This window comes from Variovorax sp. Soil_C_26 (genome assembly GCF_057657075.1).
Genome location: NZ_JBDGJC010000028.1, coordinates 1 through 1745 on the forward strand (window position 1 = coordinate 1; position 1745 = coordinate 1745).

1 protein-coding gene is annotated in these 1745 nt (G+C 67.2%); it reads right to left on the bottom strand.

Annotated features, from left to right (window positions below; all coding sequences use genetic code 11):
* Positions 1-61: 61 nt before the first annotated feature.
* The gene (gene tnpC / locus AC3A6G_RS27260; RefSeq protein ID WP_487866173.1) at positions 62-1639 is read right to left on the bottom strand and encodes an IS66 family transposase; all 1578 of its coding nucleotides are present in this window, start codon (positions 1637-1639) and stop codon (positions 62-64) included.
* Between the last annotated feature and the right edge of the window lie 106 nt (positions 1640-1745).

Here is a 1745-nt window from a genome sequence, read left to right on the forward strand (position 1 = left end):
GTAAGCGGTCAATAAACCACGCCCTTGCCCGCGGCGCCGGAATCGATGCGCGCGCAGAGGTCTACGGCTCGACGAGTTCGATGTTCCAGGGAAGCAGCGCCTCGTAGTCGTCGACGGTCTGCGCCAGCGGCAGCTTCTTGAACAGCGCGACGAGGTACCGGTAGGGCTCGATGTTGTTGGCCTTGGCCGTTTCGATCAACGAGTAGAGGTTGGCGCTCGCGTTGGCACCGCCCACGGTGTCGGCGAACAACCAGCTTCGTCTTCCGACGACGAAGGGCCGGATCGCGTTCTCCACCGGGTTGGAGTCCAGCGGCCAGGAGCCGTTGTCCAGGAACCGCACGAGCTTGGGCCACTGCCCGTGCAAGTAGTGCAGCGCTTCGCCCAGCAGGCTTGACGGCGCCACGCTGTGCAGGTGCGTGAGCAGCAGCCGCTCGATCTCGCGCACGACCGCGGCGCTGTAGCGCGCACGCAGCCGCAGCCGACGCGCAGGCGCCCAAGCCTTGGCCAGCGCCTCTGCACGGTACAGCTTGCCAATCAGCCGCACGAACCGGGTCGCGATCTGATCCGGTGAGCGAACTGCCTTCGGGGTGGCCTCCTCGGCCTTGATGAACGGCCGACGCGCGTGGACCCAGCACCCGAGATGCGTGAGACCGCCGGCCTTCGCGATGCCGTTGTAGACCTCGTAGCCGTCGCTCATGAGCGTGGTGCCTGGGCGGATGCCGGCATACAGCTTGTCGGCGTGCACAGTGCCACGTCCCGGCGCATAGGCGAACAGCCGTACCGGTGGACCGGTGCCATTCATCTGCGCCCACATGTAGCTCTTGGTCTGGGCTTTCCTTCCGGGCTCCTTGAGGACCTGGACCGTGGTCTCGTCACCGTAGATCAAGTCGCTGTCCAGCAAGTGGTCGCGCAGCAGGTTGATGACGGGCTGCACGGCCCGGCCGATGCGCACGACGCCGGCGGCCAGGGTGTTGCTCACGATGTCGCCACCGAAGCGGCGCAGCAGCGCGGCCGTGCGGTACAGCGGCATGCCGAACTGGTACTTGCCGGTGATGACCCAGGCCTGGGCCTGCTCGGTGAGGAGGCCTCGCGGAATGATGCGCGCCGGCGCCGGTGCAACCTTCAGACTCTGATCGCAGCAGGGGCAGGCGTACTTGACGCGGTGGTGCTGCAGCACGCGCACCTGCTCGGGGATGACGTCCATCTGCTCGCTGACCTCGGCGCCGATCTCCACCAGCGCGTGCCCGTCATGCGCGCACACGCGCTCGGCCTCGGGCAGCTCGTGGCGCACGATCTCGCGCGGCAGCGCGGGGTCCAGCGGCTTGCGTCCACGCTTCTTGCGTTGATGCCCTGCGACCGGTGTCGACTCCTCTTCGTCGGTCTCGGCGGGCGGCGTCTGATCGGTAGGCGCGAGTGCCTCGGCCTCGTTCAGGAACAGGTCCTTCTGATCGGTGCCGCGGGCTTCGCTCTTGGCAGCGAACAACTGGCGCTGCAACGACCTCAATCGCTCCAGGGCGAGGTCCCGCTCGGTGGTCGCGACTCGAAGCGCGCCGGCCAACGCATCGCGCTCGGCAATGAGCGCGGCGAGTTCTTCAGCGGTGATGGAGGCAGGCGACGACACGCCAGCTTGGATCGGCATGCCCCATCATTGTTCCTTCAGGCGACGCTGGAATAGCGCAGACGGGAGTGGCGTTGCACCACCGCGATGTCGATGCCCTCCAGCAACCAGTGCAGCTGCTCGGCCG

Bases quoted from the DNA above. Each gene is read 5' to 3' on its own strand.
- tnpC (WP_487866173.1), bottom strand. From the start codon at position 1,639: ATGCCGATCCAAGCTGGCGTGTCGTCGCCTGCCTCCATCACCGCTGAA.